Source organism: Alkalicoccus chagannorensis DSM 18086 (assembly GCF_000429725.1).
Classification (GTDB): domain Bacteria; phylum Bacillota; class Bacilli; order Bacillales; family Salisediminibacteriaceae; genus Alkalicoccus; species Alkalicoccus chagannorensis.
The window spans coordinates 110003-128237 of sequence record NZ_KE386945.1; the positions used below are offsets into that span (position 1 = coordinate 110003).

The following is an 18235-nucleotide window of genomic DNA, read 5'->3' on the forward strand; positions in this document are numbered from 1 at the left end:
GGCAATAAGAAAGATACATACATTAGGAGGAAAAAACCGTTGTATATCATGGGGAAAGCAGGAAAGACACTGGCGGCAGCAACCGCAGCAGCTGTTCTTTTTCTGCCTGAAAGTGGTGTGAAAGCTCAAAGTTTTTCAGATGTGTCGGAGAATGCATATTATCATCAGCCGGTAACGGAGCTTGTGGGACAAGGCATTATCGGAGGATACGACGACAACACCTTCCGGCCCGGTGTATCGCTGCAGCGGAAGCATGCCGCTGCGCTTCTTACGCGTGCACTCGATTTGGACGAAGGGTCTTCCAGCACCTTGGAAGCATTCGACGACGTAGACGGCAGTCATCCTTTTGCTGCCGATATTGCATCACTCGCAGATGCAGGCATTATTGAAGGAGATGGGGAGAAATTTCATCCGTCCGCGCCAACAACTCGCGAGCAGATGGCCTCGATTCTTGTGAGAGCCTTTGACCCGGCATCGACCGGGCGGGAATCAAACAATGCTGCGATTCACCTCAGCAATGTCATGGATGTTCACCAGGAAGACGTCCAGACACTGGCTGACTTCGGGTTGACAACCGAACTCGACGACTTTCTGCCGAAACAGGAAACGAGCCGTGGCCAGTTTGCCACGTTCCTTCATCGCACGATCGTGTTCCAAGAGGGCGGAGAAGTACTTGCACCGGAAGATCCTGATACGTGGCGCGTCAACGGCATTGAGATCGGCGATGACCTTGCCGATGTGCAGGACATGTGGGGAAGCCCGGAAGAAACAGTTACGAGCCACCAAGGGTTCGACTGGCACATCTATCACAATGGTTACCGGCAGGTGCGTATGGCCGGTATCGAAAACGAAGATGTTGTCGCGCTGTACAGCGGCAATCCAGTGGACATCACGGGGAACACGAAAGCCCAGGCCCGCGACCGCCTCGGCGAACCGGCTTCTTACATCCAGCGTTCCCGCAACCGGACGAACTTATCCGACGCGGACTGGCGCGATTACTTCGATATTGAGGAAGGGTACGCAGCTGTCTTTTACGACACGCACCAGGGGGACCGGATCAACGGGGTTCAGATTACTGCTTCTTCTATTGAAGAGAGGCAGACGAGCATCCGCGGAGATCTGATGCCGGCAGATGAAGAAAAGCTGATGTTCACGCTTCTCAACGCCACCCGCGTGCAGCAGGGGCTCGACCCGCTCGCCCATCATGAGAGAGCAGCGGACGCCGCCCGCGCGCACAGCCAGGACATGGCCGACCGCGGATACTTCAATCACCGTTCGCCGGAAGGACTAAATGCCACGGATCGTATGCGGGAAGCCGGTATCAGCTTCCGTTCCCGCGGGGAGAACATTTCCCGCGGTCATGCAAGCGCGGTGTTCTCGCAGCAATCGCTGTTCAACTCAGACGGCCACCGGCGCGCTATGCTGCACCCCGACTTCGACCTGGTCGGCGTCGGCGTTGCCAAAGCAGATGACAACCACCCGTACTACACGCAGAAACTATTCGTGCAGTAGCACAACCAAAAAATACTATGGCATGGCGTCGGATTAAGCTTCCGGCGCCATGTTTTACGTTTCTTCTGTGATGTCCGCATGACGAGGCCAGGCCGGATGGGAGACGCTACGCTTTCTGCCGCGCCAGGCGAACGCTTTCCGCGGCTGTGATCCAAAAGCGGGTCGCTCCGCCGCTAAATGGCGTCGCTTCGTTACGGAAAGCGGGCGGCCCGGCGTCGCCCGCGGGTCGCCCTCCGATTATTTTGAGCCACTTTGCTCTTTTTGAGCCACTTCGCCGCAGCATTGGGCCGCTTCAGCTCTCATTGGAGACGCTTCGTTTCCCATTTCGAGCCACCTGCTTCCGATCCGCCCGCCGACCGATCCACTGATGCACCTCCTTCCTGTCTTTTCCGGCTGGTATCACAGCCGGCGGAAACGAGCTTATTCCTTTTTTCCGCAACTGATCCAAAAGCGGGTCGCTCCGCCGCTAAATGGCGTCGCTTCGTTACGGAAAGCGGGCGGCCCGGAAGCGCCCGCGGGTCGCCCTCCGATTATTTTGAGCCACTTTGCTCTTTTTGAGCCACCTCGCCGCAGCATTGGGCCGCTTCAGCTCTTGTTCGGGACGCTGCTCCTTTCCATTTGAGCCAGGTTCGCGCGGCATCTTTTTATTCACAAAAATCATCTCATCTTACTTGCATTATTGTATACTTTTTACAGATGTACTAACGGGAGGAATGCTCTATGACATCGACCGTGAAGATCGTGTATGAAATCTTTCTCGTGCTGCTGATATTGTGGTCCGCTTCGACGTTGTTTTACGAGCCGACCTACATCTTTCTCTATCAGGCTGTCTGGATCATTCTGCTTTGCGACGTCCTGATCCGTTTGTCCGCCGCTGAAAACAAGCTCGACTTCGTGAAGCGGCATCCGTTTGATTTTATCGCGGCGATTCCGCTTGATTCGATTTTTCAATTTGCCCGCTTCGTCCGGTTGTTCCGGCTGCTCCGCGTAGCCCTGCTGCTGAAGCGGACGCCGATCTATGCCATTCTTTATACGAACGGCCTGTTGAAAACACTCGGCGCCGTCGGTCTCCTTATTTTCCTCTCGGCGATCCCGATCACCTATCTGGAAGCAGACGTGGACACATTCATGGATGGAGTCTGGTGGGCGGTCGTCACCGCTACGACCGTCGGCTACGGGGATATTGCTCCTGTCACAACTACCGGACGGGCGATCGCCCTCCTCCTCATGGTCTTCGGGATTGACCTGATCGGCATGGTGACCAGCTCGATTGCGACCTATTTTCTTGAAAAGAGACAAGCCGGCTCCGGCAATGATACGGCCGCCTTCATCTGCAGCCAGCTGCAGCAGCCGGATAGGTTGACCACCCATGATTATGACCGTCTGCTGTTTCTGCTGCAGTCGCTGAAGGATGAACAAAGATCGGAGACGCACGACAAGACACGTGGCTAAAGAGACACCATCCGGGAAACAAAGCCGCCGTCCCCCTGTATAAAATCTTTTGCTTTCCTATCGTATAAGATAAAAAGCCTGTCAGCTGACTGACAGGCTTTTCGACACGGGTCTGTTATTTCTCCTGCGGCACGGGCGCATCCGGCGCGATCAGGCCGGCTTCCCGCAGGTCCTGCCAGAAGCCGGCAGGGATCATTTCTTTCAGCGCAGCGAGGTCCTCATGAATACGCCCAGGTCGGGTGGATCCCGGTATAACGGCTTCCACCGCCGGGTGCGCCAGCGGAAACTGCAGCGCGGCTGCTTTCAGGCTGATGCCGTGTTTTTCCGCCACGCGGCTGATCTCACGTACCCGATGCTGCGTCTCGGGTGTTGCCGGTGCGTAGTCTTCCGAATCTCCACCAAAGAGTACGCCGGCGTTATACGGTGCACCGGTGACAATGCCGGTCCCTTTTTTCTCCGACAACGGCATGAGCCGCTGCAAGGAGCGTTCATGCTTCAAGAGCGTGTAATGCGTCGCCTGGAGAGAGAGCGTCGGATGCGCGTCTTCCAGTTCCAGCGCCATCTCAATCGGTACCGTCGTGTTCACGCCGATGCCCCAGTCCTGGATGACCCCTTCGGACTTCAAGCGTTCAAGGGCCGGAAACGCACCGGTTCGTGCTTCTTCAAACAGCGCATGCCAGTGATCTCCATGGAAATCAGGGGAAATATCATGCACGTAGACGACGTCAAGCCGGTCCGTCTGCAGGCGCTCGAGGCTCTGCTCAATGGAGCGCAGCACGGCCTCTTCCGTGTAGGATTCTTCAATCTGGTTCTGACGGCCGTGTTCGAACAAGCCTTCTTTTTTCTCCGTTTCATCCTTGATGATGCGGCCGACTTTCGTGCTCAGCAGATACTCTTCCCGCGGCGTGTTCTTGAATACTTCTCCGAGTCTCGCCTCTGCCAGCCCGGCGCCGTAGAGTGGGGCTGTATCGAAATAACGGACGCCCGCATCCCATGCGGACTGAATCGTCTCCTGTGCTTCTTCTTCCGGCACGTTCCGGAACAAATTCCCGAGCGGGGCGGTCCCCAGACCCATTGGTGTTTTTAGTTTATATTTGAGAATAGCCATTCTGAATTCCTCCCTTTGTATGGAAACTGCTCTATTTGCTTTCCCACTTTGTCTTTTGATTAAACAAAGAAGCCGGTATCGTGCGAGTCTAATCAACGATACATTTGTCAGGACAAAATGTTATCTTGCCTTTCATCCAACCTCTCTGTCGAACTTGCTGTTTCATCCACGTCTGTTGATTACCCATTTATTAGGGGGAATGTGTATTGGGTGCAGCGGCTGCGGTTTTTCTATCTTCGCCTGCTGGGGAGAAGGCTTTCAGCTTTCTTTTTCCACAGGCGTCTCGAAAGAATACCTTGCACTGCGACAAGGTCTGATCACAAGGAAGAAAGGATGCAGCATCCTCCTTCCAACGAAAGGCTCGTTGTTCCTAAATGAGAAAAAGAGCGGCGCGCAGCCGGCGACTTAGGGAGGATCAGGACGATTCGAAGATCCGGCTGCCGGAGGCAGACTGGCTGTCCCCTCCGGAAAACGCCCGGCGGAAGCAGAGCGTCTCTCCGTATTCCAACTAAGAAGCTCTTTCTGTTGTTTTATAGAAAAAACAACAACTATTATTTTGAGAAAAACATTATTTTACATATTCTACTCCTGCGCTCAACCCTTCTACCTTGATTAGAGAAAGCCTCAACGGGGTAGACCCACGTCTATTTGTTTACAACAAAGGATTAGAGACCATACCCATTCCCTTAAAAATAAGTAAATTAGATAATTTATCCTGTAAAGAAGGATATTTAACATTAAATATACTGAATATTATGAAAAAATAAGTATATTTTCTTATTTCTATGCTCTTTCTGCCTTTTGTCCCGGGGCTGCCAGGAAGAATCAGCGTAGACTAAAAGTATCCTATTAGAAAGAAGGAGATGACCATGAAAGGCAAAGTATTGCTGATCAGTCTGCTCGTATTTTTCCTTAGCGCAGCGCCGCTTTACGCTTCAACGTCCCGGATGATTGAGATTTTTTACGGCGTAAACGACCTGCGGATTAATGGGGAAACCGTTACTCCCGCTGAGCGTCCCTTCATTTACCAAGGAAGAACATATGTCCCTCTCCGCTTTGTCAGTGAATCTTTAGGCAGCAGCGTGGACTGGAACCCACAGAACCGTCGCATAACCATTGTGGACCCAAATGCCCTCCAGGCTGGAGATGCCGTTGTTGGCAGAGACGTACAGCCTTCTAATACAGCCGTCGGCGGCCGCAGTGGTATGAGATTTGATATCACAGCCAGAGAAACCGTACGGGATCATACTGGGAAAGCTCACCAAGCTTCTGTACAGCTGCTGATGCAGAATTTTCATGAAAACCGATCCGAGCGTTGGGGGTTAGTCGAGTTTCCTATTCAGTCAGTTTGGAAGGAGTTCCGGGCAGATTTCGCGCTGAATCAACAGTATGTCGGGACTAGAGGAGAGGAGCACAAGCTGGAAATTTTTCTTGATGACCGTCGTGTTCAGACTATCACAATGAAGAAAGGAGAGCTGAGTAAACCCGTCCGTGTTTCACTAGGTAATGCCAAAAAAATCGGCTTCCGTATCTCGTCAGAAGAACCATCCATCACGTATTTAGGTCTATACAGCCCTCGATTCCTGCGATAATACCCCCCCTCTGTTTTTAGACTCAATGTTTTTTTAAAACAGTAGATGCCCCTTTCCTCGATAGAAACGGGCATCTAACTGCCCTCTCCTTGCTGAAGCAAAGCACCTTTTGATCGGAATGGCTTGTACCTTAAGCTTTTCAAGGAAAAACGTTTTGTTTCCGCCGGCGCACGAAGCCGCTGCAACACTGTATGAGAACGTATACTTCTTCCCTCTTTTCTGCAAAATAAAAAATAGTTACGTCAGTCCTCCAAATGATGTCTCGTCTTCTCTCTGCTTTCCCACAACGCGGACGCTCCGCCCACCTCTGCTGATTTTCCCTGCCACTCTTGTTACCGAAGAATCTAAAGAAAGAAGGGAATACAGATGAAAATCAAAGTATTTCTGATCAGTCTGCTTGTTTTTCTGATAAGTGCAGCTCCCCTCTATGCTTCCACGTCCAGAATGATCGAGATCTTTTATCGTGTGAACGAAATCGAGATCAACGGCGAAACCGCGACCCCGTCCGAGGAACCATTTATTCACGACGGACGCACCTACGTCCCTCTCCGGTTTGTCAGCGAATCCCTCGGCAGCAATGTTCACTGGGACGGCCAGACCCGTAAAATCACCATCACCGATCCGAGCGGTTCCGGTGGATCTGGAGAGCAGCCAGCTCCCGGCGGCATCGCTGCGATTCGAGACGTCGCCCCGTCGAACTTGGACAGCGGCTCCGGTATGCAGATGAATGTCTATGATTACGAGGATCGAGACAACTTCAGTGCGATAGACCATGTGGGAACGGTTCATCAACAGTTCATCCGCTACCGGTCCCATTGGAATTTTTCTGCAGACGAAGAGCGGTGGGGATTGGCCGAATTCCCTCTTCAATCAAGCTGGCAGCAGTTCCGCGGGACCTTCGCTATACAAGACCAATCCGTAAATTCAGCCATCCAACGGTACCAGCTGGAAGTATACTTGGACGACACGCGCGTTCGTACGTACACCTTAAACAAAAATGATCTCCCTGTGCCGGTCAACATTGATTTAGGCGACGCCCGAAAAATTGGGCTTCGGATAACCTCCGAGGGACCTGGCACATCCAATATGGGTATTTTCAGCCCAAGATTCGTGCAGTGACGCCCTCCATTCTTGGTGACAAAAAATCCTTTCAGCTGATGAAGTAGCAGGATGCACCGAGAGAAGCCTACACATGGTTCTTCCTCCATGATGAAAGCGTGCCAAGGATAACGTTGGTGGGAACAAAAACGCGAAGCGTCTTTTTGTCGGAACGGCGTGCATCAACGCTGCAGGCTTTTCAAGGGAAGAAAAAAGTTTTTTTGTTTCTTCCCGCGCAGCTTAGGATGCCGCCGTTACCTTGTATGAAAACTTATACTTTCTTGTACTTTAACGAAAAAACGCTTCCGGCCATCCCCATTGGATGATCGGAAGCGTTTTTTGATCGGTTCGTTGGAGCAAGCCGTTTCTCCCTCCGAAACTGCAGCGGCGCCGAGGTTTTTCATTTCATCAGCAGGTACACTGCTCCTTAGGCTCGGCTTATCCCTGCTCCGGCACGGCGTGCATTCGCCGCCGGGCTTTCTCACGCTTTTTGTCTCCCTGCAGACCGGCGATTTTCTCCAACGTCAGGGAGAAGACAATCGTTAATCCGACAAAACCAATCACTGCGGCACTGATCACCGCAGGTTCTACCATGCTCCAAAGTACTGCATCTTCCATCTCTGCCACCTGCCTTTTCTGTTTCCGCTTTCATTCATTATAAAAGAAAAGACTGGATTTGTCCAAAGTGTGAACAACAGGACGGAAGACTGGTTCTACAGTATGGCCAAAGTAATCAGCATCCGTATTTCCTTCAAAAGACATCGAATTTACACTCGTTCAACCCAGTTCTCTTTTATCACCTTCAACACAAGCTGTGTACGGCTTTCGACCTCCATTTTGGCAATAAGTCTCGATATATATGTTTGGACAGTCTGTTCTGCGTAGTACATCTTCTCTGCTGTTTCGTATGTATCATGTCCATCCAACAGATGCTGCAGTACTAATTTTTCTACTTCCGTTAATGGAAAAGGGATTGTCTCTGGAATAAGTTTCAGTGTATGAATAGGTTCCCGCTGCTGCTGCACAGCTCTAATTTCTCGGGCCGCCCGGTGCTGAAGCTCCGTCTCGATTACCATCGTTTCTGCTGCTGCTTTATGATAAAGGTTTTTCATTCCAGCTGCAGTCTCATCAGAAAACAGACCATGGATATCTTTTTTCATCACATGCATGGAAAGGGAAATCTGCTGTTTGGGCATACATAAATAGCAGATGGTTCCAACTTTACAGCACAAATCAGCCAACTCCTCTGCTTCTTGCGGTGTAGCCGCCCATAAGACAGCCTGTTTGTCTAACACTTCAGTCGACGTATTCGTAATATAAATAGGTTCGGGGTCGCCGCTGCAAACAGGTCGAATACGATGAACTCTATCTTGTACAATCATTTCTCCACCACCTACCAACCCTTTCCTAAGTTTACCTTAACAAATATAACCACACGGCTCTTTATATTTGGAGAAGAAAGCAAGGAAGAACGGGAAAATAAGGGAAATATTGTGAAATAAAGAGACGAAATGCTTCCACTTTCCTGCAGAGTTAAATGGAATTTAATTACAAACCCTAGTAACCTCTGCGCTTCGTTGATTTTTTTGACGGTATGCCTTCTTGTGAATCCATCTATTCTTTTCGTTTCGTTTCTTCGTAAGACAAGCACCAATGAGAATCATCAGCTGACGTGTAAAACGTTACAGCAGGAGAAACACGTTCCTGCTTTGCTGTAATGGAGACATCTCGGAACAGTTATACCAGCAAAGGCAGTCCCCATACCTTTTATTCACTTTTTCCAGCTTTATCCCACTGAATGGTCTCCAGGAATAATCCTCTTAATGGGGCCTCCTCCATGACAGAACGAACCATCGCTTCCATGTACTGCTCTCTATTCATCTCCTCCAACTTCCAAAGTACACCTATGCTCAAAGCCCACCCGTAAAGGAAAAAACGAATGACCCGCCCATTGCCTTCCCGGAAAGGATGGAGCATGTTGAGTTCTGTTTTCCAATATGCAAGACGTTCTGCGGCCTTCTCCAGTGTCGGCCACTCCGGTTCTTCCTGCAGTTCGCGAAACAAGGCCTCTGCATTCTCCTTCAGATGTTCTGCCTGGCAAAAGCGCGTCGTCCCTTTCGCCAGCTGCACCGTCCGGTACTCCCCGGCAAAATCGTACACATCCTGAAACAAGTGATAATGCAGCCGCAGCAGCGACGCTTCATCAAACGGCGCCAGAAACGACGGCCAATCGCTCAGAGAAGAAGCCCTTGCAGCGAACGCAAGGGCTTCCAGTTCTGCCAGTTCCTCCTCCGATTCAGCACCAATCCGGTTGTGCCGAAGCAGATCGTCCACACCAGCCTGATATTTATCCATGCTGATGCAGCTCCCGGATGAGGCCGGGGCAGATCATCTCGTCATTGTTCACGGCTTCCAGCAGCCGCTCTTGTTTCTTTAAAGGAATATCCATTTCTTCCAGTTGAAGATTACTCATGATTCGGCGGAATTCTACGCATTCAGTCGTCATTGCAGGCATTCGGATACCTCCTTCAATCTATCTCTATTATAACATATTTAGAGGTTGAAACGAAGGGAAACAGTGGTTTATCTAGAGCTTACATCGTTAACTTGATTCCCAATAAATCTTATTAAAAATGAAAATTTAGAGTTAATAAAATTTATTTCATCATGAGAATTATGACATATTAGGATGTGTTATATGAGCATGAAAAACAATATAATAAGATGAAGGCATAACAAAATAAATATCCTCAAAACCGCATTAAAGTCCCGATACAATTATCAAATGAGAATGATTAAAATTAATACTAGAAAAGGAAACAATAAAACTAGAATGATGGATTTTACGACATTGTAAAGGTTTGATTCTTGATGCCTATCAATATTACCGACATCCTTCATAGCATTAAATTCTTCAGTCACGTCTATCTTTTTTATTCTTCTGAGGCGGAGGATAGAGTCCTTCAACAGGAGGATCAATGAACCTTTCCCCTAATATTTCTCCATTTTTTCCGAGTTGTATGAATTGTTCCGGTAGAGGTGATTCGATTTTTTCTTGAGTGAAATCTGCTTCAAATATAACCATATCCAAATTAACTGAGTTCGTATTTGATTCTTTGTTAAAATTGCTTGTGCTATCTACTACAGCATAACAATTTGAGCAGATATAATTATTACTATTAACTGGTTCTTTGCATTCATTACATATCATCACGCATCCTCTTTCCATAAATTACTTTTTTCAGCCAATTCCTACTATCTAATGATGACAATATGTCAGTAATATTTTTCAAGGTGTCTTCCATAGTAATTAAGCTCTCTTCTATTTGATAATCACGAAAGAACTTTTGAGTTTGCACAATTGAAATTGGATGAACTTCTTTAAATTCTTTCTCGAAAAGGGGGGAAAATTGTGACAAGTGCATGGAACAAAACCGAAAAAGGTCATATCTGAACCCAATTAATTCTATCAATCTAATCCATAAAGGTGATTTCATATCAGGCACTCGCCTAGTCCTCTCTTCAAAAAGATGCTGCAGGGCAATCAAACCGTTCATTGGAACATCCGCCCACTGACCTTTATGATAAGCTCTAGTCCAAATAGTGATACTTTCACTTCTCAGATCTTCTTCTAAATCGTGTAAATCATCTAACAACTGAAATAAAGCACCCATCATAAAAAAATGATTGAAGCTCTCCGCTGTGAAATTTGGAACGACTAAACACCCGTAAAATGCAAAGGCATACCCTCCTTTTTTCATAGAAATTTCTAAAAGCTCTTCATCTTCAAGTTCTTCATTTTGTTGCTTTTGTGATTCTAGCTGCCACTCATAAAGCGAGGATAGAATCACTTCCATTTGGCTTACCTTTTTTCTAGGAATGCATTTGTAAAGCTCTTTCACCATATATACAACTTTCTCTGCGCTACAGTCATTTGAATTGTATTTATGTTTATTTCTCACTGCGTTCTCAATTGCCTTAAGTCCTTCCGCTGAACTATGACCACGATCTAAATAATCATCTTGAAGTGGATGTAGAACCGCAGCTAAAAAATAAAGATACCTCTTTCTTCTAGGAATTAAAAAGCTTCTAGTTTCAATAACGTGATGCAGATAAAGATTAAGTATGTTGTAAAGAGCCCTGATTTCACCGTCTTCATCGAGTTTCAAATTCTTTTTCTTTGTCCATCTCCTACAATCTTGTATTGCTTGTTCTATAATGAATGTGGTGGATATTACAATCGACACAGCTTCAGACTTTTTTATTTGATTATCAAAACCCAACTGATTCATTAAATGAAGTAAAGACTCTTTTTCTTCACTCAAAAGTGAAGAAATACCTTTTATGAGGTCTTTCTCATTTTTTATTCGCCTAATAAATTTATTGTATGTTGCGCTTGAGAAAATGACATTTATCTCATGCTTATCTTTTTCAACTACTATATCTTCTTCATTCCTTAAAATATCTTCGTTTAGTTTTGAAGAGTTTGCTCTAAATTGATATCTAGAAAAATCAATACGGGGCATGACATTTTTATAAGAATTTCTATAAGCAGAAGGTTGTGTTTCATGTTGATACGTCCTAATCATCTTTTTTATTAATTTTTCTTCATTAGCTTTAAATGTTTTCTCAATAACAGGGGTTGACTCTTGTTCTAATAGTTTATTAAGAAACTCCACTGCCCCATTTTCGGAAATATTTTCTTTATTTTTGTCTAAGAGGTACTTAGTTGCTTTTTCCATTTTTGCATTCATAGAACGACTAGCTGATTTAAGAAAAATATACCTTCCCCAAGATTTAAGAATCGTCATGCTAGTGCCTCCATACCTTTTTTGTTACATTAATCATCATTATTAAAAGATGGCGCACTCCTTTTTTCATTCTTGGTTTGTGACGAATATAATTAGCTGCGACAGGTCCGATGAATTCATATACTTTTATAAAAACTCTACCGCCATTTGTCGGCCTCAAAACCTGCTCTCTGAATCTGCGAAGGTATAATACCTCTTTTTCCATCGCTCCTTCAAATGCTGCTGTTGCTACAAAACAACTACTTTCATTCTCTTTTTTTTGTGCAGATAAGACATATTTTGTGGGTCTTTTTGCTGTATCATCTACTAATCTTTGGGGCAAATGTTCTTCATTGATAGAATAGCGACGCTGCTTTTTAATTCTAAGTCGATGGTCTGCTTGTTCAGGTACATCAATATGATTCCTTTTTTCTCCAGCTATCCTGGCATTACCTGTTACTCCGTCTTTGTTAGGGATATGTTTGTTATCCATATACTGTACCTAAGCCAACGATTGAAATGGCGGCATCATAAATGTTTGCGCATGCGCCAGAGGATCTTCATAGTGCATCACCGTTTGAAGACCGTAACCAGTAGATTGAGTACTAGCAACAATTTCACCTTGTTCATTTGCTATAATACTTCCATCTGACAAATAGGATAAATCACCTGCATTTGAATGATCGGAATGAAACATTTTTAGCTGCTCACCGGTGTTTGTAGAGTATCCTGTTTTGGCATGAGTTGATGGATCGAAAACGTTAACTCCTCCTAATTGGTTTGGGGTGGTGTAGGCTATTTTCTGACCATCTTTAGAGAAATCGTAACCTCCTTGCATGTTTTCAGTTGCGTTAACAGATGTACCGTCGCTCATTTGTATACTTTTATCACCAAACTGCTGGTCAAAAGTTTGCATAGTTGTTTGATTTGAAGAAGAGAAATCCATTATACCAACTCCCACTTTGTTTTTTAAAAGCTTTCAAAACTCACCTTTTATCCATTTCTGTTAATAAATAAGATTGGTTACTTTGTATTATTGAACCAAGGCAATGTTAAATCCTCCTCATCTATAATATGCCTCAATTCTGTAAAATATCTCTTATATGAATTACCTAATCTATTTCTGAAGCTGCTTGGAAAATCATCTCTAATCAAATGAGATATATTCTCTTCTGACTCTTTTATGGCTATCGTTAGATTACTTAAAATCATATCGTATCCTTCTATAAGATACTCCAGCTGGTTTTTCATTTTAATTTCTATTTCTTCAGCTTCGGTTTTTAACCGATTCAATTTAGTATTTATTCCATCAATTTTGTTTCGTAACATCGCACGCTTTATATTTAATTGCTTACCTCTTTCTTCTAATTTTAAGTTATCTTCAAGAAGTGCATTGCCACCATATGCATCAAATTGACTGTTATGCTCTTCTATTTTTATTTTCAATCTATCATTTTTTTCATTAAGTTCCTTGGATGTTTCTAGTAAAGATTCAAACGATTGAAGTAATAATTCCTTTTGTCTATTAATTTGATCAGCTTGCAAAGATTGCAGGGGAAGATAATCTTTTTCGGCTAAACAGAATAGAATATTCTGTTTAGCCTCCGCCTCAAATTTCTTATGAGACTGATTTAAATAATTCAAGCCAGCTTTTGCTTGAAGCAATTGTGTATTCAATCTCCTCAAGTTTTCCTCTTCAACTACTCGAATCGTTTTGTGCTTACTAATTAGATCAAATGTATTGTTCAATTCACGCCTTGTCTTCCTGATTGCATTTAACATTTTTTCTTGTGAAGCATTCTGGGCTATTTCCTCTTGGATCAACTCCGTCAATTTGTCCCAGCCACTTCTTTGATAAACTTCTTCAGAATTGCTTAAAGCCTCCTTAGCTGATACTGCAATTATCTTTCCAAAACCATCTCCGTTTTTTCGATAGAAATCTTTCATCGTTTCTTGAAAATCTTCTTCGTCTTCAGCACCATCAATTTTGTTAACAATAGCAATTTTCTTAATTTTTTTATCAAGCTTATCAATAAATTTCATTTCAGTTTTTCTGCCAGGGCTCATATAATTGAAAATCCACCAAAACATGTCCGCTTCTTTTAAATAACTAACTGTGGCTTTCTCGTGTCTTTCGTTCATAGCATTTAAACCGGGCGTATCAACGAAGGTAACCTCCTTAAGTACAGGATGAGGATAGGACAAAATCAATTTATAGGTATCATCACGAAAACTTGTTTTTTTAGTATCCCCCTCTGATGACCAGCTATCTAAATCATCGATTGAGAGTGTTTTTTCGCGACCATCATTCATTTGAGCAACAAGGCTCATTTCTTCTCCATATACGACTTCGGTAACAGTAGCGGTTTTTGGTGTAACATCCGCTTTTAATAGATCTTCATTTAAAATTGTATTTATTATGGAAGACTTACCAGACTTGAATTCTCCAATAATGACCACAACAAGTGGTTTTTTTACATTTGAAGCTACACGTCTTATGTTTAAACCTTTTTCTTTCAATCCTTCTTCCTTCTCAAGAAATTCAGCTATATCCATAAAGAATGCTTCCAACGATTTTATTGAATCATTAGCGTTTTTACTTTTTCGCATTGGGTTGAACATCGGAATACTTCCTTTCCACCAATTTCCTCTCTACATGTCCATAGCATTCAATATAATTGTTCACATTAAGTTTTAGTCTTTTTAACGCTTCTATTCTTTTCTCACTGTCCAACTGTCCTCGAGTTTCATCTTCCATCGTTTGTTTTAATTGACTAATTCGATCTTCTACTGTTTCATTCATTCTTTGTACTCCAGCTTCGAAGATGGCATCTACTCCTTGATCAACATAATTTAATACTTCGGATTGAAAATGATTGGTTGTTTGATGGAGTTTTTCTAAAACACTTGGAAGCACTTCCCCTTTTATTTTGTCCGTCTTTTTCTCCGACATATATTTTTGAAGAATTGGCATACCTGCAAGACCTATTATGGGTAGTAAAATTGGGCCGCCAATAAGCATAGCTATAGTGCCTGCTCCCCCTGCTATCATGCCTGCTTTTACCGGAGTATTAGATAAATCCTCTGCATGAATACCACTTAATGACGTTTCTCCACTTGCGATTAAAGCCTTACGTTCTGTGTAAATTTTTTCCACCTTTGCATTGAACTGTTTCGCTAATCCAATAGCTACATTTTGTTCAAGACTGTTGAACAAGTAATGAATTTGTGAAATGTATTGTTCAGACCACGTTTTAAGGCGTTTCTTAATAACATTCGGTACATCTTCATCTAATAGTCGTTCAAAATTCATACCGTCATATCTAGAAATCATAGCCTGTACATCTTCATTAAGATTATTCTCTAAATAATCTAACGATTTCTTAACAATCTGAAGAATCTCTCGTTTTCTATCTACGATATAACCTTCCATATCCTCTTTAATCTGATCAATTTCTTCTCTTGCTTCTCGAATTGCCAATAAACGCTCTTGTCTAACTTCAGTTTCTTCTAGCTCGTTGTTTAGTTGAAAAGATACAGCTGCATCTAAATTTTCCATTAGATGATAAAATCTCTTCTCATAGCGAAAAAGTGTTTCACTAGATGCTGTGCCATGATTTATGTTTTCTTCTAAAGCCCTGCGTGCTTCGTGGATCCCAGATATATCCGTGAGTTTTTGATCCTCTTTTAAAGAGCCCTCCAATGCCCAAGAAGCAGAGAGTGGAATTACGTATGGGCTAGGAATACCTGACCGTTTGAGTCTCTTCCTAAGATCATCTAATATTTCTTCAATATCTTCCTCTTCTACCCTATCGATGAAATTAGCGATGAAAATCAAATTTTCTTTGCCTTGATTTAATAATGTATTTTGAAGAAAATTAGACTCGGATTGTTTTAGTGGACTTGTTATATCAAGTAGAAAAAAAACTACATCCGCTCGTGGGATATATTGGTAAGTTATATTTGATCGTTGTTCATTTATATCATCTAGTCCGGGAGTATCAACCAATGCTACTCTTTCTTGTAGTAGTGGAATTGGCAACTCTATATTAATATACTTTATGTCACTGATACTTTGAGTTCCTTCCGCAGAATAGTCTAATAATTGATCCTCATCTAGCGAAAAAGACCGTATCGAATCATCATTGTAATAAATTGTGGCAGACTCTTCGCCGTAGGTAACCGTGTGGATACATGCTGTAGTTGGCGTTACATCTGCAGGCATTACAGCTTGTCCTAGTATCGCATTTATAAATGTTGACTTACCTCGTTTGAACTCTCCGGAAAAAACAACTGTATAAATAGAATTCTCAATATCTTCAAGTAAATTAGTTAAGCTTTCCCGATTAATGTAGGGCGCTTCTGCTTCTAGTTGATTCAATATATCCTTCACGGAATCAATTAGTTCTTTCTTTTTTTGCTTATGATTCATCCTACACACCCTCTTTTCTGATTAAGGATAAATTAGACGAAGTTTCTAATTCATCTAGAAGCGCGTTCAAATCTTTATATATACTTGTCAATTCTTCTCTATATCCCTCTAGATCTTGGCGCACTTTCACCATCTCGGCTTCTTTTCCATTACGATCTTCATACAGTACTCTTAATTGCTCTTCTAATATCTCTATTTTTCTTCCGGTTTCTTCTATAACAAGTTCTTCTATTTTAGTGATTTTCTCATTCCAGCCTCGAAGCATTTGTTTCATTGCACTTTTCTCTTTTTTGTTGAAATGAAGTGTGGTGATTTTTTTTATTTGAGTCATTTGAGTTCTTTTTTGTTCTCCAGCGAGATAATCAAAGAACTTGATTCCCGCAAAAATTGCCATTGGAAGAGCAAAAACCATTGATGCTCCTGCGATACCGATCATACCTGCTAAACCAAATGTTCCAACACCTGTAGCTGCAAAGAAATCATCGGTTTTATCTGAATATGACTTTGGGAATTCATCCCCCCATCTAAGATCCTCATCAACTGAGAAGTGCTTGTCGACCGTTCGCATAATCTCTGACCATTCTTGATCATACAAACGCTCTAAACGTATAAGCTCCTCATTGATTAATTCCTGTTGTTCTTTATAAATTTCTTTCTCTAATTTACTTACTATGGGGGAGATCGCGATAGAAATATGAAGTTTAATCGATTCAGCTTTAATTTCTCCTTGGTATTGATCTACACTACTAACTGCACGGTCTTTTATCATCTTGAACGTTTCTTTGAATATTGTTTTAAGCTGTTCTTCTGATTTTTCCAAATTTTCTCTGAAGTCACGCAGTTGTCTATCCCTTTCTCGAGTCATTTGTTTTAATTGATCTTTGGTTTCCTCAACTCCAATCTCAATATCTCTTATTGGCTTCTCCAAAGATCCGAGTCGCGGAGCAATAATTAATTGATCTAATTCTTTACATCTAGAAGCAATTTCAGAGATTGGTTTAGCTAATTTTACAGCACCACGTTCATTGGCTAAAAAAGCATTCAATGATTCTCCCAATTCTTTCATTCCAGTCTCTTCTTCATTAAGAGTGGGGGCTACTCTAAAACCATCTCCGCTTTTTTCCAATTGATGATGAAGATGGTCCTTAGAAGAAACCAAATACACTTTTGGCTTCTTCAACAACTTGCTCAATTCTTCCTCAATATAGCGTTTCGATTTTTCTCTGCTATTTTCAGTAATAAGCTGGTCTTTAAAATTAACTACGAAAAAGATTTTTTTAATATGGGCTTCATCAAGAATTCTATTTTTCAGGAAATCAAATTCTGACTTAGAAAGTGGTTGAGTAGCGGATAAAAGCATGATGGCAGTATCACACATGGGGATAAGAGAGTGAGTTATCTCTTCTCGAGACTCTTGAAGGTCATTGACGCCTGGTGTGTCAATTATTTCAACATTTTTCCTGCACCATTCAGAGGGATAGTTAATTTCCACTGAAGATATATTCTCATGATAATCCATCGCTTCTTCAAATTGACGTATCTCCTCACTGTTTTCATCATCGGGTTCCATTGGAGCAACAAGTTTATTAAAATCATCTAAATTTATACGACGAGAAGGTTGTTGTTTGTCCTCGCGATAGTGAATACTATACTGAGTTGTTTCTCCATATGTTATTCGATTTATTACAGCAGTAGTTGGCCTTGTTTTCATTGGCAGCACTTTTGCACCAAGAAGAGCATTAATAAAGGTTGACTTTCCTCTAGAAAACTCACCTACAACAGCTATAGAAAAACGTTCCTTTTGTAGATGAGATTGAATTGCATTTAAATTATCTTCCATCTGCTCAATTGATAAAAGTTTAGCTATATGTTTTAACCTCGATAAATGATCTTCGACTATCTGTTTTTTATTATTAAAAATCGATAAAGCATCCATGTTTAGACACACCTCTTCAAAATATTTTGAATTTTTGTTACATATTAAACTTTCCTAAGGTTTTTCACCTTACTATAGGTCCTCATAAAGAGTACCTGAAGCTCTTAATCATCAATAAAACACGTTACTATACTTAAATTTTATTTATTTGAATGTGATTATCTCTACATGGTTGTAAATCCCTTAAAATATCGATCAAGCGAATGGATCGCCAATCATACTTGTGAGGAAGATTTCGTTCTTTTCAATAAGACTATCATATATCCTCAATTCACACACACAAAATTGGAAGATTTTTTTGTTTTTTTAAGCCGA

At 42.9% G+C, this 18235-nt stretch carries 16 protein-coding genes; 4 read left to right on the top strand and 12 right to left on the bottom strand.

Annotated features, from left to right (window positions below; all coding sequences use genetic code 11):
* Positions 1-48: 48 nt before the first annotated feature.
* Positions 49-1512: an S-layer homology domain-containing protein gene (locus G477_RS20755; RefSeq protein ID WP_245575571.1), complete on the top strand. Its 1464-nt coding sequence runs from the start codon at positions 49-51 to the stop codon at positions 1510-1512.
* 720 nt (positions 1513-2232) lie between these two features.
* Complete coding sequence (locus tag G477_RS0117230; protein ID WP_026698970.1) at positions 2233-2964, top strand: potassium channel family protein; 732 nt, start codon at positions 2233-2235, stop codon at positions 2962-2964.
* A gap of 115 nt (positions 2965-3079) precedes the next feature.
* Here the strand turns inward: G477_RS0117230 and G477_RS0117235 are convergent, their stop codons facing one another.
* On the bottom strand, positions 3080-4072 hold the full coding sequence (locus G477_RS0117235; RefSeq protein WP_026698971.1) for an aldo/keto reductase: 993 nt from the start codon (positions 4070-4072) through the stop codon (positions 3080-3082).
* Positions 4073-4941: 869 nt separating this feature from the next.
* Between G477_RS0117235 and G477_RS0117245 the strand changes: the two genes are divergently transcribed.
* Together G477_RS0117245 and G477_RS20760 are read left to right on the top strand one after the other, a co-directional pair.
* Positions 4942-5664 carry a copper amine oxidase N-terminal domain-containing protein gene (locus G477_RS0117245; protein ID WP_026698972.1) on the top strand — a complete coding sequence of 241 codons (723 nt, stop codon included), beginning with the start codon at positions 4942-4944 and terminating at the stop codon, positions 5662-5664.
* 366 nt (positions 5665-6030) lie between these two features.
* Positions 6031-6783, top strand: a complete 753-nt coding sequence (locus G477_RS20760; RefSeq protein WP_026698973.1) for a copper amine oxidase N-terminal domain-containing protein — start codon at positions 6031-6033, stop codon at positions 6781-6783.
* A gap of 417 nt (positions 6784-7200) precedes the next feature.
* Here the strand turns inward: G477_RS20760 and G477_RS0117255 are convergent, their stop codons facing one another.
* From G477_RS0117255 to G477_RS0117300, 11 genes are all read right to left on the bottom strand, one after another.
* Positions 7201-7380 (bottom strand): hypothetical protein, encoded by a 180-nt coding sequence (locus G477_RS0117255; RefSeq protein ID WP_026698974.1) that lies wholly within the window; start codon positions 7378-7380, stop codon positions 7201-7203.
* A gap of 149 nt (positions 7381-7529) precedes the next feature.
* Positions 7530-8144, bottom strand: a complete 615-nt coding sequence (locus G477_RS0117260) for a helix-turn-helix transcriptional regulator (protein ID WP_084406334.1) — start codon at positions 8142-8144, stop codon at positions 7530-7532.
* 385 nt (positions 8145-8529) lie between these two features.
* Positions 8530-9117, bottom strand: coding sequence for a Fic/DOC family protein (locus G477_RS20765; RefSeq protein ID WP_051288205.1), 588 nt, complete (start codon positions 9115-9117; stop codon positions 8530-8532).
* Complete coding sequence (locus G477_RS21305) at positions 9110-9277, bottom strand: hypothetical protein (RefSeq protein ID WP_156897388.1); 168 nt, start codon at positions 9275-9277, stop codon at positions 9110-9112. The genes G477_RS20765 and G477_RS21305 overlap by 8 nt, the downstream gene beginning before the upstream one ends.
* A gap of 399 nt (positions 9278-9676) precedes the next feature.
* Positions 9677-9973, bottom strand: a complete 297-nt coding sequence (locus G477_RS21310) for a hypothetical protein (RefSeq protein WP_156897389.1) — start codon at positions 9971-9973, stop codon at positions 9677-9679.
* The gene (locus tag G477_RS0117280) at positions 9963-11573 is read right to left on the bottom strand and encodes a hypothetical protein (protein WP_026698977.1); all 1611 of its coding nucleotides are present in this window, start codon (positions 11571-11573) and stop codon (positions 9963-9965) included. The genes G477_RS21310 and G477_RS0117280 overlap by 11 nt, the downstream gene beginning before the upstream one ends.
* Before the next feature lies 1 nt (position 11574).
* On the bottom strand, positions 11575-12045 hold the full coding sequence (locus tag G477_RS20185; RefSeq protein WP_035212330.1) for a CFI-box-CTERM domain-containing protein: 471 nt from the start codon (positions 12043-12045) through the stop codon (positions 11575-11577).
* A 9-nt stretch (positions 12046-12054) separates the two neighbouring features.
* The gene (locus tag G477_RS0117285; RefSeq protein ID WP_026698978.1) at positions 12055-12498 is read right to left on the bottom strand and encodes a hypothetical protein; all 444 of its coding nucleotides are present in this window, start codon (positions 12496-12498) and stop codon (positions 12055-12057) included.
* 77 nt (positions 12499-12575) lie between these two features.
* The gene (locus G477_RS0117290) at positions 12576-14174 is read right to left on the bottom strand and encodes a dynamin family protein (RefSeq protein ID WP_026698979.1); all 1599 of its coding nucleotides are present in this window, start codon (positions 14172-14174) and stop codon (positions 12576-12578) included.
* Positions 14149-15984, bottom strand: a complete 1836-nt coding sequence (locus G477_RS0117295; protein WP_026698980.1) for a dynamin family protein — start codon at positions 15982-15984, stop codon at positions 14149-14151. The genes G477_RS0117290 and G477_RS0117295 overlap by 26 nt, the downstream gene beginning before the upstream one ends.
* 1 nt (position 15985) lies before the next feature.
* A complete protein-coding gene (locus tag G477_RS0117300) occupies positions 15986-17920 on the bottom strand; it encodes a dynamin family protein (protein ID WP_026698981.1) in 1935 nt (644 codons plus the stop codon).
* Positions 17921-18235 lie beyond the last annotated feature (315 nt).

Excerpts from the sequence above, each read along its gene's own strand:
- G477_RS20755 (WP_245575571.1), top strand. The coding sequence starts at position 49 with ATGGGGAAAGCAGGAAAGACACTGGCGGCAGCAACCGCAGCAGCTGTT.
- G477_RS0117230 (WP_026698970.1), top strand. The coding sequence starts at position 2,233 with ATGACATCGACCGTGAAGATCGTGTATGAAATCTTTCTCGTGCTGCTG.
- G477_RS0117235 (WP_026698971.1), bottom strand. The coding sequence starts at position 4,072 with ATGGCTATTCTCAAATATAAACTAAAAACACCAATGGGTCTGGGGACC.
- G477_RS0117245 (WP_026698972.1), top strand. The coding sequence starts at position 4,942 with ATGAAAGGCAAAGTATTGCTGATCAGTCTGCTCGTATTTTTCCTTAGC.
- G477_RS20760 (WP_026698973.1), top strand. The coding sequence starts at position 6,031 with ATGAAAATCAAAGTATTTCTGATCAGTCTGCTTGTTTTTCTGATAAGT.
- G477_RS0117255 (WP_026698974.1), bottom strand. The coding sequence starts at position 7,380 with ATGGAAGATGCAGTACTTTGGAGCATGGTAGAACCTGCGGTGATCAGT.
- G477_RS0117260 (WP_084406334.1), bottom strand. The coding sequence starts at position 8,144 with ATGATTGTACAAGATAGAGTTCATCGTATTCGACCTGTTTGCAGCGGC.
- G477_RS20765 (WP_051288205.1), bottom strand. The coding sequence starts at position 9,117 with ATGGATAAATATCAGGCTGGTGTGGACGATCTGCTTCGGCACAACCGG.
- G477_RS21305 (WP_156897388.1), bottom strand. The coding sequence starts at position 9,277 with ATGCCTGCAATGACGACTGAATGCGTAGAATTCCGCCGAATCATGAGT.
- G477_RS21310 (WP_156897389.1), bottom strand. The coding sequence starts at position 9,973 with ATGATATGTAATGAATGCAAAGAACCAGTTAATAGTAATAATTATATC.
- G477_RS0117280 (WP_026698977.1), bottom strand. The coding sequence starts at position 11,573 with ATGACGATTCTTAAATCTTGGGGAAGGTATATTTTTCTTAAATCAGCT.
- G477_RS20185 (WP_035212330.1), bottom strand. The coding sequence starts at position 12,045 with ATGGATAACAAACATATCCCTAACAAAGACGGAGTAACAGGTAATGCC.
- G477_RS0117285 (WP_026698978.1), bottom strand. The coding sequence starts at position 12,498 with ATGGATTTCTCTTCTTCAAATCAAACAACTATGCAAACTTTTGACCAG.
- G477_RS0117290 (WP_026698979.1), bottom strand. The coding sequence starts at position 14,174 with ATGTTCAACCCAATGCGAAAAAGTAAAAACGCTAATGATTCAATAAAA.
- G477_RS0117295 (WP_026698980.1), bottom strand. The coding sequence starts at position 15,984 with ATGAATCATAAGCAAAAAAAGAAAGAACTAATTGATTCCGTGAAGGAT.
- G477_RS0117300 (WP_026698981.1), bottom strand. The coding sequence starts at position 17,920 with ATGGATGCTTTATCGATTTTTAATAATAAAAAACAGATAGTCGAAGAT.